This window comes from uncultured Campylobacter sp., from assembly GCF_938017615.1.
In the GTDB taxonomy this organism is placed as follows: Bacteria; Campylobacterota; Campylobacteria; order Campylobacterales; family Campylobacteraceae; genus Campylobacter_B.
The window spans coordinates 19,578-33,184 of record NZ_CALIJA010000103.1 but is presented as its reverse complement, the minus strand read 5'-3'; the positions used below and the strand labels follow the sequence as shown (position 1 = coordinate 33,184).

At 48.6% G+C, this 13,607-nt stretch carries 15 protein-coding genes; 12 read left to right on the top strand and 3 right to left on the bottom strand.

Annotated features, from left to right (window positions below; genetic code table 11):
- The first annotated feature begins 83 nt into the window (after positions 1-83).
- The 9 genes from secG to Q0620_RS05300 all read left to right on the top strand — a co-directional run bounded on the left by secG (position 84) and on the right by Q0620_RS05300 (position 6,460).
- Positions 84-605, top strand: coding sequence for a preprotein translocase subunit SecG (gene secG, locus Q0620_RS05340; protein WP_298783572.1), 522 nt, complete (start codon positions 84-86; stop codon positions 603-605).
- Between the two features lie 101 nt (positions 606-706).
- On the top strand, positions 707-1,264 hold the full coding sequence (gene frr, locus Q0620_RS05335; RefSeq protein ID WP_295150138.1) for a ribosome recycling factor: 558 nt from the start codon (positions 707-709) through the stop codon (positions 1,262-1,264).
- Positions 1,265-1,267: 3 nt separating this feature from the next.
- Entirely contained in the window at positions 1,268-1,879 is a 612-nt protein-coding gene (pyrE, locus tag Q0620_RS05330) for an orotate phosphoribosyltransferase (RefSeq protein ID WP_298783571.1), read from the top strand.
- Positions 1,880-1,975: 96 nt separating this feature from the next.
- On the top strand, positions 1,976-2,401 hold the full coding sequence (locus Q0620_RS05325) for an RDD family protein (protein ID WP_298783570.1): 426 nt from the start codon (positions 1,976-1,978) through the stop codon (positions 2,399-2,401).
- A complete protein-coding gene (locus Q0620_RS05320) occupies positions 2,398-2,961 on the top strand; it encodes a ribonuclease HII (RefSeq protein ID WP_298783569.1) in 564 nt (187 codons plus the stop codon). Before Q0620_RS05325 ends, Q0620_RS05320 begins: the two co-directional genes overlap by 4 nt.
- A gap of 334 nt (positions 2,962-3,295) precedes the next feature.
- Entirely contained in the window at positions 3,296-3,838 is a 543-nt protein-coding gene (locus Q0620_RS05315) for a ClbS/DfsB family four-helix bundle protein (RefSeq protein WP_298783567.1), read from the top strand.
- Positions 3,839-4,240: 402 nt separating this feature from the next.
- Entirely contained in the window at positions 4,241-4,960 is a 720-nt protein-coding gene (locus Q0620_RS05310; protein WP_298783565.1) for a TerC family protein, read from the top strand.
- Between the two features lie 34 nt (positions 4,961-4,994).
- Positions 4,995-5,987, top strand: a complete 993-nt coding sequence (locus Q0620_RS05305) for a hypothetical protein (RefSeq protein WP_298783563.1) — start codon at positions 4,995-4,997, stop codon at positions 5,985-5,987.
- Positions 5,912-6,460, top strand: coding sequence for a hypothetical protein (locus Q0620_RS05300; protein ID WP_298783560.1), 549 nt, complete (start codon positions 5,912-5,914; stop codon positions 6,458-6,460). The genes Q0620_RS05305 and Q0620_RS05300 overlap by 76 nt, the downstream gene beginning before the upstream one ends.
- Positions 6,461-6,849: 389 nt before the next feature.
- On the opposite strand, the gene Q0620_RS05295 is transcribed toward Q0620_RS05300, so the two are convergent.
- The 3 genes from Q0620_RS05295 to Q0620_RS05285 all read right to left on the bottom strand — a co-directional run bounded on the left by Q0620_RS05295 (position 6,850) and on the right by Q0620_RS05285 (position 9,674).
- Entirely contained in the window at positions 6,850-7,878 is a 1,029-nt protein-coding gene (locus tag Q0620_RS05295) for a DUF3137 domain-containing protein (RefSeq protein WP_298783558.1), read from the bottom strand.
- Positions 7,879-8,257: 379 nt separating this feature from the next.
- Complete coding sequence (locus tag Q0620_RS05290; RefSeq protein WP_040303892.1) at positions 8,258-8,818, bottom strand: Fe-S-containing hydro-lyase; 561 nt, start codon at positions 8,816-8,818, stop codon at positions 8,258-8,260.
- Between the two features lie 10 nt (positions 8,819-8,828).
- Positions 8,829-9,674: a fumarate hydratase gene (locus tag Q0620_RS05285; RefSeq protein WP_297902263.1), complete on the bottom strand. Its 846-nt coding sequence runs from the start codon at positions 9,672-9,674 to the stop codon at positions 8,829-8,831.
- Positions 9,675-9,873: 199 nt separating this feature from the next.
- Here Q0620_RS05285 and Q0620_RS05280 point away from each other — a divergent pair, with 199 nt between their 5' ends.
- The 3 genes from Q0620_RS05280 to Q0620_RS05270 all read left to right on the top strand — a co-directional run bounded on the left by Q0620_RS05280 (position 9,874) and on the right by Q0620_RS05270 (position 12,539).
- Complete coding sequence (locus tag Q0620_RS05280; protein ID WP_298783556.1) at positions 9,874-10,431, top strand: NapC/NirT family cytochrome c; 558 nt, start codon at positions 9,874-9,876, stop codon at positions 10,429-10,431.
- A 10-nt stretch (positions 10,432-10,441) separates the two neighbouring features.
- Positions 10,442-11,842 carry a multiheme c-type cytochrome gene (locus Q0620_RS05275; protein ID WP_298783554.1) on the top strand — a complete coding sequence of 467 codons (1,401 nt, stop codon included), beginning with the start codon at positions 10,442-10,444 and terminating at the stop codon, positions 11,840-11,842.
- A gap of 280 nt (positions 11,843-12,122) precedes the next feature.
- On the top strand, positions 12,123-12,539 hold the full coding sequence (locus tag Q0620_RS05270; RefSeq protein ID WP_298783552.1) for a hypothetical protein: 417 nt from the start codon (positions 12,123-12,125) through the stop codon (positions 12,537-12,539).
- The last annotated feature ends 1,068 nt before the right edge of the window (positions 12,540-13,607 follow it).

Genomic DNA, 13,607 nt, shown 5'->3' with positions numbered 1-13,607 from the left:
CGCTTCGTGCGGTGCACTCTTAACTTAAAATTTATAAATCTTTTATTATAATCGCGAATTCAATTTTTTCAAAAGGTTTTATAGTGACTACGTTATTTTTGGTTTTACAAGTCGTTTTTGCCGTGATAATTACGATCTCCGTCCTGCTGCAAAAGAGCTCTTCTATCGGACTTGGCGCATACAGCGGAAGCAACGAAAGCTTATTTGGTGCGAAGGGTCCAGCGGGATTTTTGGCTAAATTTACCGCCGCGATGGGAATTCTATTTGTGATAAATACACTCGTGCTTGCGTATTTCTATCAGCAAGATGCTAAATCTTCTGTCGTAGATCGCGTAAAGATTGAAGCAAATGCTACTAAATCCGTGCCAAACGCTGTCCCTGGCGTGCCATCCATCCCAGCTTCAGGCGCAAAGCCTAATTTCGCTCCGGCAAGCACCGAAGCAAATCCTGTAAATAGCAGCGAGGTAAATTCAACAGCTCCGAAGATCGAAGCACCCGCAACTCCTGCTACCGATACAGCCGCAGCTAGCGCGCCTGCTCGGTCGCAAGCATCAAGTGATACCAATGCTAGCGCTGCTTCCGCAGATCAAAACACAACCAAATAAACTCTAAATTTTAAAATTTAAAAGCGCAAAATCCGCGCTTTTAAATGCTATTCTTATTTTTTTAACGCTATAATTCCGCAAATTTTATTTAAAGGATTTGAATGCTAGAAGCTATCTACAAAGAGCAAAGAGCAAACGGCGATCGAGCTATCGAGGCTTTGAAAAAGGACTTTACGACGCTACGCACCGGCAAGGTGAGCGTGGCGATCCTGGATCATATTTTCGTGGATTATTACGGCTCGCAAACTCCGCTGAATCAAGTCGCGACCGTCCTTTCGACCGATGCGGTAACGATTTCGATCACGCCGTGGGAGAAACCGATGCTAAAGGCGATCGAAAGCGCGATCGCAGCGGCGAATATCGGCGTAAACCCTACTAACGACGGCGAGAGCGTAAAACTATTTTTCCCGCCGATGACGATCGAGCAACGCCAAGAAAACGCTAAAAAAGCAAAAGCAATGGGCGAGAAGGCCAAAATCGGCATTCGCAACGTCCGTAAAGACGCTAACGACGAGATCAAAAAGCTCGAAAAAGACAAAGCGATCTCCGAAGACGACGCCAAAAAGGGCTACGACGAGGTGCAAAAGATCACCGACTCTTACTCCGCCAAGATCGACGACGCAGTTAAGGCCAAAGAAGCCGAGCTTTTGAAGGTTTGAGCTGTGAATATAGAAAAAATCTATCGCGACTGCGGCGCATATTTGCGAGGGCATTTTCTACTTTCAAGCGGCAACCATTCGGAATTCTATCTGCAAAGTGCCAAAGTACTTGAGGATCCGCGGCTCGCGGGACGGCTCGCAGACGAACTCGCCGCGATCATCGAAAAAGCGGGCGTGGAGTTTGACAGCGTCTGCTCGCCCGCGCTGGGCGGAATTTTAGCGGGCTACGAGCTAGCTCGCGCGGCAAAAAAACGCTTTATCTTTACCGAGCGCGTAGATCGCGTAATGAGCCTGCGCCGCGGCTTTGAAGTGCATAAGGGCGAGAGATTTATCATCTGCGAGGACATCATCACGACGGGCGGCTCGGCTCTTGAGAGCGCCAGGCTCATCGAAAACCTCGGCGGCGAGGTCGTGGGCTTTGCCGCGCTTGCCAATCGCGGATTTTGCAAGGTCGCAAATTTAGCGGGCAGCGTCGCTAAGGCTGGCGCCAAGCTGCCCGCGGATAAGCCGTTTTTTGCGCTAGGCAATTTCGAGTTTGAAATTTACGAGCCCGCGACCTGCCCGCTTTGTGCTACCGGAAGCAAGGCGATCAAGCCTGGTAGTCGCGGAAACTAGGCGCCGATTTGCTGCTAACAAACCGCAACGAGATTAAATTTTACCCTTCGGCTTTACCGCGCCGGAATTTTAAAATTTAATCCAAAACGGATCAAAATGGCAAAACAAAAAGCTAAAATTTCACCGATTTTTCTGCGCGTAAAGGCCTTCATCGTCGATCTTTTCATCATCGCGATGCCTCTATTTTACGGCGTTACATATCTCGTCTTGGGCTCGAAAGAAGCCCTGTGGCGCAACCAAGTTGCGATCGCGCTTATCTGGCTTGCTTACGGCGCGATTTGCGCGGCATTTTACGCCCGCAGCGCCCAGACGCCAGGCTACAAGCTGGCGGGGCTTTACCTCATCGATGTTCGCAGCGGGCGCAAAGTAAGCTTCTTTAGAGCCTTAGCGCGCTTTGCGTGCTTCGTATTTGCAGGCTTTAGCGTCATCGGGCTTTTGATCTGCTTTTTTCGCAAAGATAGATTAAATTTACACGACCTGCTAAGCGGGGCCGCACCCGTCGTGCGAAAGGACGCGCAGTGAGCGGGCAAATTTGCGGCATTGACGAGGCGGGGCGCGGCTGTCTTGCGGGTCCGCTTTGCGTCGCGGGCTGTGTGTTGCAGCGCGAGATCGCAGGACTTGCCGATAGTAAAAAACTAAGCGAAAAGCACCGCGAGGAGCTCTACGCCCAGATTATCAAAAACTCGCGCTACAAAATCGTCGAAATTTCAAGCGCACAGGTCGATGAGATCGGACTAAGCGCATGTCTAAGATCGGCGCTTGAGCAGATTCTTGCGTATTTTGCGGATTTTAGCGGACAGATCATCTACGACGGCAACGCAACCTTCGGCGTACGCGGGCTTCAGACGCTCGTAAAAGCCGACGCGCAAATCGCCGAAGTAAGCGCGGCGAGTATCCTCGCTAAGGTCACGCGCGACCGCACGATGAATGAGCTCGCGCAGCGCTACCCGCAATACGGCTTCGCGCAAAACAAAGGCTACGGCTCGCGCGCGCACATCGCGGCGATCGAGCGGTACGGGCTCACGCCTTTTCACCGCGCAAGCTACAAGATCAAATCGCTGCAACCCTCGCTGTTTGATTAATGAAATTTCTTTTGCTGCGATTTGTTTCGCGCTGTTTAGGACGCGCTCACTCGCTTAAATTTCGACCTCGCACCCTCTGCGTGCATTCGGCACAGAATTTAACTCATCCGCATTGCGCCGCCAGTCGCTGAATTTATTTACTGAAAAGAATTTAGAAATCCGCGTCTAAAAGTTAAGTTTGCTTGATAAATGGCGTCAAATATCTTGGAGGGGGATTATCTTAAATATTGTCTATGTTGTGCTATGCTTATGGCAGAGAATAATGAATTTTGTGGAAGCGCAAATGAAGATAGAGTTTTTCCAACACCTAAAAAAATGAAAGGAGTAAAATGCTATGCCAAGACCGACTACAAAAAATGATTTAATGACTGCCGCCGAGCAAAACTATGAGAAGTTAAATTTACTCATTTCGAAGATGAGCGAGGAGGAGCTAAATACGCCGTTTGATTTCTCAAAGGACGAGAAGAAAAAGGAGGCTCATTGGAGAAGAGATAAAAATTTGAAAGATATTTTAATCCACCTCTACGAATGGCATAGGCTTGTTTTGAATTGGGTAAATTCCAATCGAAAGGGAGAAGAAAAACCGTTTTTGCCCGAACCGTATAACTGGAAAACTTATGGAGATATGAATTTGGAACTTTGGAAGAAGCACCAAAAAACCTCACTTGAAGAAGCGACTAAGATGCTTCATAAATCGCATAAAGATATTTTAGAGTTAGCCGAAACATTTACAAACGAAGAGCTGTTTTCAAAAGATGTATATAAATGGGTCGGGGGCAGCACGCTTGGATCATACTTCGTAAGCGCCGCTTCGAGCCATTATGACTGGGCGATGAAAAAGCTTAAGGTCCATCAGAAAAATTGCAAGACAAAATAGCGGAAATAGGATAGTAGGGCGTATTTCAAAGCGAGTGCGCTTATTGCGACTAAAGAAGTAAAAATTTTGATTAAAGCAAACCCGCGCCGTAAATTTAAAATTTAGCTCGTAAATTTATCCGCGCATTCACTCCGCAGCAGTTTAGAAAGTGAAATTTTGTGCAGCATGAATATGAACGCGCGCTACGCCGCACTAAACAAATTAAAATTCCGATCTATGCTAAATTTAGCCCATATTTGCGCCGTATCAAAACTCAAAATTTTAAAATTCGAGACTTTAAATTTAGTGCGAAATCAAACGCGGAATTCCACGCGCTGTTTCGCGCGCAAAGGCGGTAAAATTTAGAAATTTTAACCAAACTTTCGCTATCATCACGGCTTAAATTTCACCCAAAGGAAACCGATGTTTGAATGGATCGCCTCACCCGAGGCATGGATCAGCCTGGCGACGCTCACGGGGCTTGAGATCGTGCTTGGCATCGACAATATCATCTTTATCGCGATTTTGTGCGGCCGCCTGCCCGAGGCGCAGCGCGGGCGTGCCCGTATAATGGGGCTCGCGCTTGCGATGTTCACGCGCATACTGCTGCTTCTTAGCCTAAGCTGGATCATGGGGCTTACCAAGCCGCTATTTAGCGTGCTTGCGCGCGATTTTAGCGGGCGCGATCTCGTGCTGATCGGCGGCGGATTGTTTCTACTCGTCAAATCCACGCTCGAGATCCACTCCAGCGCCACCGGCGAGTCACACGAGCATAGTGCTAGCGGCGGCAAGGCGAGCTTCGGCGGCACGCTCGTGCAGATCGCCGTTTTGGACATCATCTTTTCGCTCGACAGCGTCATCACCGCCGTGGGCATGGCGCAGCACCTGCCCGTGATGATCCTCGCAGTGATCATCGCCGTGGGCGTGATGATGCTCGCTAGCGGCGCGATCGCGCGCTTCGTGGACGCAAACCCGACGATCAAAATTTTAGCGCTTGCGTTTTTGATCCTAGTGGGCGTCTCGCTGATCGCCGACGGGCTGGGCTTTCACATACCTAAGGGCTACATCTACTTCTCGATGGCGTTTTCGCTGCTGGTGGAGCTCATCAATATCCAGATCCGCAAAAAATCCGCCGCGAAATAGAGGGGCGAAATTTTGCGAGATCTGAAAGGCACGCATGGGCTTTGCTAAATTTCTTTCGCCGCGGCAGATCAAGCTTGCTCGCGGCACGGCTAGGGATTTGAAGCTTGAGCCTGCAGCTGCAGACATAGCGAAATTTAGCTTTACGCTGGAGCGCTTGCGCTTTGCGGGAAATTTGGACTTAAGGCGCGACGGGCTTTATCTGCCGATACGCGAGGGCGACGAGCTGGCGGTAATCTATGAAGATGAAGCTTTGGGCTTAAATTTCGGCAGTGAGGCTTCGAGGGGCTTAAATTCCTGCCGCGAGGATTTAAGCCACGCCGATTTAAGCGGCGATAATTCCGCAGAGCGCCCTAGCTGCGAAGTTTCAAGTAGCGGAAATTCCACCGCCGCAAATTTAGACTGCGACACACATAGTGATACCGCGGCAAGTGTACGTCAAAATTCTACAGCATCTGATTTATCGGACAAAGATCGCAGCGGCATAAACTCCGCCGCTTTAGGTTTTATCCGCAAAGATTTAAGCGGCTCCGCCTCTTTAAATTCTACTCGCGAGAGCCGTGACGGCGCTTCGGTAAACTCCATTGCTTCCGCCCTTCCACTAGATTTCGTTAATCTAAGCCTAGGCGCGCAGCGCTGGAAGGACGCTGGTAGCACGGCGCTCGCCGCAATATTTGCAGCCTTCGGCGTAGCGCTGACCGCGATGAGCATCTACTGCATAATCTTTATCTTTGATGCAAGGGCTCCTGCCGGACTGCTAGCCCTGCTCATCCTCGCGCCTTTTGCGTATTGCAGCTTAGGTTTATGCGAAGAGACTGGCGCGCCGCAAAGTTTGGACGCATATTCGCAGCGCTTCCGCACTCCAAAGAGCCCAAGCGAAGCGGCGAAGCGGAGGGCTATGCTAGCGGCGTGCGCGTGCTGCAAAGCGGCGACGTTTATTACTATGGCTTCGCGTTGGACGGGCTATATTTATCGGGCGACAACAAGCGGCGTATCGTCTCCGGTGCGCTACGTGCGGATCAAAATTTAGTGGAGCTTGCGGACGGCGAAAATTGCATGAAATTTAAGAATTTAGACGCAGAAAATTCCACAAATTCTGCGAGCATCAAGAATTTTGCAAAATCAGCAAATTCCACAAGCTCTGTGGATTCCGCTAACGCAGCAAATTCTATAAATTCCGCCCGCTCCGCCAAAACCGCGGCATCCGTCAAGGCGAAGGACGCCTCGCAGAGCTTCGAGCTGCAAAACGGCGATATTCTCCGCGCCCGCTACAAAGACTACCGCGTAAGCGGGCTTTGGAATCAAAGCCGCGGCATGAAGCTCGGCGATACGCGCAGCGGACTTCGGCGCGTGATAGATTTTATCGCGAGCGTGGCGCTACAAATAGGTCTGCGTCTAGGCGGCGCGCTCGTGCTGACGCAGCTCGGCGATCACATCGGCGGCTCCTTCGGCAACGCCCTAAGCTTCATCGGATTTTTGCTGCTGCTTAGCCTTATGCTTTGAAAGGCGAATTTCAAACGGCAGCCTCACGAAATTTTGCAACTTCAAGGAATTTCAAATTTCGGAATTTCGCAGAATTCTGCAGCGAGCGGATTTGGATTTTAAATTTTAAGGCTTTTGGGCTGCAAATTTAAAAGCGTAGAATTTCAAGGCGCGGAATTTTAATTTCAGAATTTTAAATTTTGCGGTGCGGAATTCCGTAGCGTGGATTAAAATTTTAAATTTCAAAACGCGCGGGATTTTAGGGTGCATGAAATTCCAAAGCGCGAAATTCATGAAATTCAAAAGCAGAATTTTAAAATTTCAAATTTTACGGCGCGTGAGGTCGCAGCACGGCGTGTGAAGCTATAGTGCGCGAGGCTGTGACACGCAAAGCTGCGGCGAGCCGCCTGCTAGCTCCAAATTTTTTCGTTTAGTTTTAGGTTTTTTACGATCGCTAAAAAGTGCGAAAGCTCGCGCTTGAGCTGCGCGGCAGGGTCGCGGCGCAGCACGCTTTCGTCGATGTCCGGCTCGAAATTGTCGCGCCCCGTATTTACGAAAATGTAAATTTTGCTATCTGCGAAGCTAAGACTGACGGGCGCGGCTACGGCGTCTGCGAAGCGCAAGAGCCTGCGCATAAAGGCTGGCGTTAGAATATACATCGCGCCCGTCGCGTCCGCGGAATACACGGCGAAGGCGGCGTTAAACTCCGCATCGTCCATATCGATCTTTTTTAGCCCGCGGGTGTTCGGCGCGCCGGCATGAGCGGGAAAAATCAGGGTTTTGGCGCTTATGCGTTTGTTAAATTCCGCGTAGAAAAAGGTGCCGAGGATTTCGCTTTCCGAAAATCTATTAAATAAGCTCACGTCGCAAAATGCGAACTTCACGCCGTCATAAACGCCCGAGACCCTGTCGTTGCCGCCTAGATATCTGTCTAGTCGAAAAAAGAGCCCGGAGAGCTTGAGTTTGGCGGGATCGATACTGCCTCCAATATCGTATCGATAGCCGAACGCCTTAAAATAGGGCATTAGATAGTGCTCTTTAAAAGCGCGCCGAAATTTTATCGAATAATCTCGTTTGAAGACTCTAAATAATACGAATAAGCTGGAAGCAGCCAAGATTAAAATTATAATCGCGAGTAAGATATATTTGGAAATCGTGGGGCGATTTTGTAAATCGTTTAGAAATAGGCTCATAGCAAAAAGGCAGGCAGCGTAGATTATCTTAGCTTTTATGGAGCTTTCATCGCACAAAACGGCTACTATAAGAACAACCGCGAATAATCCGATAAGAGGCAACAAATCTGTCATCTCTCCTCCGTCGCGTAGCTTGTATAACAAAAACACGCCGTAGCCGAGCATGCACGCCGCCGCTAAGATCGTATTTCTTTTCGCCTTATACAAAAGCCCCAGTCTGATCTTCTCCAGCTCGCTCGCGCCCATTTTGCCCCTTTTAAATTTAAGATGGATTATGACGCCTGCGGGCTTTAAATTTGCTTACGAACGGCGCCAAAATTTTGAAATTTAGACTTGGATAAATTTTCGGTTAAATTTTAGCAGCGGATTGTTTAAATGAAACAAAGACGGAATTTTTGTAGGAATTTAAGCGGCGCGAAATTCTAAAAATTCCATGCCGCAAATGGAGATAAAATTTTACGAACGCGTTTAAATTTCGCTATAAAATTTCACTGCGCCGAGTCGTAAAATTTCGCGAAACAAACGCCGCAGATTATGCTGCGAAATTTAGGGCGCCCGAGCGAACGCCGATAAATTTACGAACGCTCGCGCCGCAAAAAGCGCCGCGCGGACGCCGCTAGCAAATTTAAATTTTTCTATAAGGCGCCTGTCCGACTTCGTAGAAGTTATTGCCCTCGCTGTCGATCGCTACGATAGCCGGAAAATCCTCTACGGTAAGTCGCGCAACCGCCTCGGGGCCGAGCTCGGGATAGGCCAATACTTCATATTTTTTGATACTTTGGCTGATTAGCGCGCCCGCTCCGCCGATAGCGACCATATAGACGCAGCCTGATTTTTTCATCGCCTCTACGACGGCGTCGGAGCGGTAGCCCTTGCCGATCATGCCGTTGATGCCGACTTCGTTTATCATCGTCGGAGTGTATTTGTCCATTCGTCCACTAGTCGTAGGTCCCGCAGCACCGATAGCCTGACCCGGTTTGGCGGGGGTCGGTCCCAGATAATATATCGTCTCGCCTGCTAAATTTACGGGTAGCTTCTCGCCGCGAGCGAGGGTTTCGGTTAGAGCCTTGTGCGCGGCATCGCGAGCTGCGATGATGGTGCCACTGATTAGGACGTTATCGCCCGCCTTTAGGCTTTTTACTACGCTTTTATCGAAAGGTGCGGTAATTCTTTTAACTTCTGACATGATTTCCTCCTTATAGTTCAGCGTCGGCATGGCGAGCCGCGTGGCAGTTGATATTAACGGCGACCGGAAGCCCCGCTATGTGGGTCGGATACCACTCTACATTTACCTTAACAGCGGTGTTTATGCCGCCCAAACCTTGCGGACCGACGCCCGTAGCGCGCGCCATCTCCAGTAGTTCATCCTCTAGTTTGGCGTAGCGCTCGTCGGGATTTCTGCTGTCGATCGAGCGAACCGCGGCTTGCTTGGCTAAAAGCGCCGCCTTATCCATCGTGCCGCCGATACCGACGCCTACGACCATAGGAGGGCAAGCGTTAGGGCCTGCGTATTTAACCGCCTCTAAAAATACCTTTTTTACCCCCTCGATGCCGTCTGCGGGAACGAGCATTTTTAGTACGGATTTGTTTTCGCTGCCAAAGCCTTTTGGGGCCACTTTGATCTTAAGCTTGTCGCCGGGGACGATACGGGTATTGATGACTGCGGGAGTATTGTTTGTGGTGTTTTTGCGCTCAAAAAGTGGCTCTGCGACCACGGATTTGCGCAGATAGCCGCCTACGTATCCGTCTGCAACGCCTGCGTTGATAGCATCCTCCAAATATCCGCCCTCGATATGCACATCCTGACCGAGTTCGACAAAAACCACCGTCATACCGGTATCTTGGCAGATCGGCGCGACCTCTTTCGCCGCCAAATCGGCATTTTGTAAGAGCTTGCCTAAGATATCCTTGCCGATAGGCGAAGTCTCATTCTCGCGTGCTTTCTCAAATGCCGCGCGCATATCTGGCGTGACGTGATAACAGGCTTTTTTGCAAAGCTCGCTGACTACTTTGGTAATTTCATCCGCTTGGATCGTTTTCATGATCTCTCCTCATATTGAAATTTTAATGGATTATATTCCGTTAAACTAAAAATTTAGTTTAAAATTTTATCTTCATTTAATAAATTTTAACAAAAGGCTAGAAAATAAGCGGTTTTTAATCTTTTTATAATAAAATACCACTTTTCGAATTATCAAATACTAAAAATTTTGCGAAGAAATTTTAAAATCAAGGAAACCTATGAAAAAGAAAACTCTTGTGCTGCTCGTGGGCGCTTGTGTGCTTATAGGAATGATACTTTCTCTTGGGATTGCGGAGATGGTTCACCTTACGGGCACCGATAAATTCTGCGTATCCTGTCATACGATGCAGCCGATGGCAAACGCATTTCACAACGATGTTCACGGCGGCAATAACCCGCAATGCTTCAAGGCCGATTGCGTCGCCTGTCACGTTTCTCATGAAAATACCTTTATGTATCTTTGGACTAAAGCTCTAACCTCCGCAAATGATGTCTACAAAACTGTCTTTACCGATGCCGATAAGATCGACTGGCAAGAAAAACGCAAGGAGCGAAATCATTTCGTTTATGAAAGCGGCTGTCTAAGCTGCCATCGAAATTTAAAAGAGCAGAATAACCAAGTAGATAAAGCCTGGCTCGCGCATAGGGATTATTTCGCGGGCACTACCGGCAAAACCTGCGTGCAGTGCCACGAAAACGTCGGCCACAAAAATATGGGTATAGAGATTACCAAATATTGGGATAAATACAACCGAGAAAATAACAAAACCAAGTAAAGGAGAAGCAATGCTAAAAAAAGTCGCTATTTTAATAGCCTGTATCGCATCGTTTGCATTCGCAGAAATGCCCGCGCAGCATGCGAATATGTCCGCGTCGGATGCGAACGTAAGCAATTCTGTAAACGTTAGTCTTACGAAGAATTTAAAGGTAAATAGGCAGCTTACGCCGCTAGCTAGACGCTGCGTCGAGTGCCATGCCGAAAAAACTCCGGGCGTCGTTGCGGATTGGAAGATGAGCCGTCACGCTCACGTAGGCGTTAGCTGTACCGACTGCCACTCGCAGCCAGCAGATAGCCCTATGGCAGCTAAAGAGCCGCATCCGAAAGACACAGACAATCATATTTCGGTGCTAGTTAGCCCAAAAACCTGTGCCAAATGCCACAGCAACGAGGTTAAAGAGTTTGAAAACAGCGGTCACGCAAGAGGCGCTATGCAAATGCAAGCCAACAAAGGAATAGTTGATCTAATGTATCACTACGAAGGACGTGATATCCCTGATCTTAAACATGCACCTGATATTACCGGCTGCTCTCAATGCCACGGTAGCGTCGTTAAAATGGATGAGCATAACAAGCCTACCAAAGAGACCTGGCCCGTTTACGGCATCGGTACGGTTTATCCGGACGGTAGCGTAGGCGGATGCAAATCGTGCCACTCGGGTCATAAATTTTCGATCGCCGAAGCTCGTAAGCCTGCTGCTTGCGCATCTTGCCACTTAGGACCTGATCATCCGGATATCGAAATTTACAATAACTCAATGCACGGACACGTATTTAACGCTGAAGGTAACGAGTGGAAATTCGATAGCGCTCCTGGTACTTGGGCGGTTCCTGACTACCGCGCCCCTACATGCGCGACCTGCCATATTAGCGGCGGTGTGGGCGATCTAAACTCCACTCACAACGTATCTCAACGCTTGAAGTGGAATTTGTGGCAGCCTAAGAGCAATCTACGCACCGGCGGTAATGAGACCGCGGTAAGCGAGTTTTTAAATACCGGCAAACTAAACGTTGGTAATCCTTTGGCGGGTAACCTAAACGGTCCTGAGGCAGCGCGTGCCGAGATGAAGCAAGTCTGCAAAGAGTGCCACGCAAGCACCCACACGAATAATTTCTTTGAGGTGGGCGATAAGCAGGTACTTCTATATAACGTTTACAACGACGAAGCGACTAAGATGCTAAAAGAGCTTAAGGAAAAGAAACTTCTAAAAGACGATCCTTGGGCGGATGCGTTCCAGCGAATCTATTATGTTTCATGGCACCACGAGGGTCGCAGAATGCGTCAAGGCGCGCTAATGGGCGGACCTGATTATTCGCATTGGCACGGCGTATTCGAGGTCAAAAATGACATCAGAGAGATGCGCGAAATCTACGAGCGCCGCATCAAAACCGGCAAGATCGAGGAATAATCCTTCTTAGTCTGCTAAATTCTGCCGGACTAAACAGATCAAGCTTGTAAGCCCCTGCACTTCGCAGGGGCTTTTTTGTTTGGATAAAATTTTGGAATTTTATTTTGTAATCCGCGCAAAGCCCATCGAAAATCGCCCCTAAAAGCCACTACAAAATCACTATCTAATTATTTAAGATTATTGAGAATTTATGACGGAAGTAGCTGATAAATTAGAGTAAATTTATCTCTTTGCAATCCAAAATTAGCTACAATCGCGCATATCATTTAAAAGGAATTTTATGGACAAGCAAACGGCATTAGACTTTTTGAGACTTCATCAGCCGATGCCTGCGCAGCTTTCGGATCAGCTCGTGGCGGAGTTTCGTGCGGTACGGGAGTTTTTGCGTGATAATCCCTGCGACGAGGCGCTTGAGCCGCTTTTGCGCTCGCTAAACGAGGGCGACGGCGCAGGTGAATATCCACTCGTGGACGAGGTGCTAGGTGCAGCGGACGATGCTGCTGCGGTAGCTGCGATTAGAGCGGTCTTGGAAGATCCGAGCACGGGCAGCGGAGCGCGATTTTGGGCGACGCTTTTTAGCGTGAGCTTCGTTCGTAAGGAGCTCATCGCAAGCCTGGAGACATCGCTTAAATACGCAAACGATGATTTGATCGAGCTTACGAAGGAGCAGATCGAAATGTTTAAGCAGCTGGTGTAAAGCTAGCTGCGTAACTTAGAGTTGCGCCTTATTCGCCAGATTGTGCATTGCAAAGCAAATCCAAATTTATAAAAATCGGCTTAATCGAAGGCTGCTTTTAAATTTTAAAATTTTGCGGTCGCTTAAATTTTTTAGAGGCTACGATTACGAAAGAGGCGCACTTTATTTTCTATGGGCTGTGGCAGGCGCCCTGTGCGAGGGTTGCTATCGGCAAGGATATAGCGTCGCCGCTAAGTGCGAGCGGCGCAGGCACTGCGAGATATGTATCTAGGAGGGTAGAAATTTCACGGCGTCGTTTGAAGTAAAATTTTAAATCTGCGGGCTTGTGATAGAATTTAAGTCGTAATAATGAAGCAGAATTTAATATGCGGCGAGCTCACCGCTGAAATTTTAAGATTACGTCGCGCAGTGACGAGATTTTGCTCGGTGCAATCCGTACGAAATTTTAAGCCGTAAAGATAAAGCGGAATTTCTCATACGTGATTTTTTGAGACGAAATTTTAAGTAATGAGTTTGAAGCGGAATTTTAAGGTGCGAGTTAGAGACTATAAACTCGCACCGTCGGTAGAGGATACCGCGCCTTTTTGCGGGCTGAGAACTTCGACCGCGCAACAAAGAATTCCACGCCATTTCGCACTATAGCTACGGACCTCGGCCACGCAGTGAGCAAGGCTACGCTATGCGACTAAGGATACTGCGCATTTCATAAGCGATCTTGTAGCGAGATTAGGCTATGAGCCTTGGCGCACAGCATAGGAATTTGGGCGGGTGTGATCCGTGCAAGGTTGCGTGGCACAGATTTTGCGCCTCCATCTGCACCGCCAAAAAATTCTACCGAGCGGAGTTGTGATCTAGAAATTTTGCAGCGGCACGAAATCTTCTAGCGCGGATTTTGAGCTTGCGTAAAATTTCGCACCGCTAGCATGTGAGAGACCTGAAATTTTAAATTGCATGTCGCTTTAAAATTTTAAACTTATGAATTTGACCCGCACTTACTTTTAAATCCTAATTCCACGCCATGTTTGGCGATGAAATTTTAAAATTTCATCGCGCCAAGAGCAGCTCGAT